The 287-nt window shown below is 54.7% G+C and carries 1 tRNA gene; it reads left to right on the top strand.

From position 1 onward, the window contains the following. The first annotated feature begins 228 nt into the window (after positions 1-228). A tRNA-Arg gene (locus tag OGV75_RS00015) sits at positions 229-287 on the top strand.

The following is a 287-nucleotide window of genomic DNA, read 5'->3' as shown; positions in this document are numbered from 1 at the left end:
GGAGGTTCGAATCCTCCCGGATGCACCATCTTCTCCGAGATAACAGCAAAACTGTTGTTTCATGGTCTGCGAGATAATCGCGAGCACCAGGGAGGATAACGTTGCTTCAGCAACGGCCCGCAGGGCGAGGCGCAGCCGAGTAATCCTCCCGGATGCACCATCTTACTTGATAGCGCTTTAGCAGCGACATCAAGTCTGCAGTAAAGCAAGTTTCCCTGATGCATCCGTAGCTCAGCTGGATAGAGTACTCGGCTACGAACCGAGCGGTCGGAGGTTCGAATCCTCCC

It is taken from the genome of Citrobacter sp. Cb028 (assembly GCF_030336705.1).
Taxonomy (GTDB): domain Bacteria; phylum Pseudomonadota; class Gammaproteobacteria; order Enterobacterales; family Enterobacteriaceae; genus Citrobacter; species Citrobacter braakii.
Note: the sequence above shows the minus strand (reverse complement) of the source record. Positions and strands in the feature narration are given on the sequence as shown.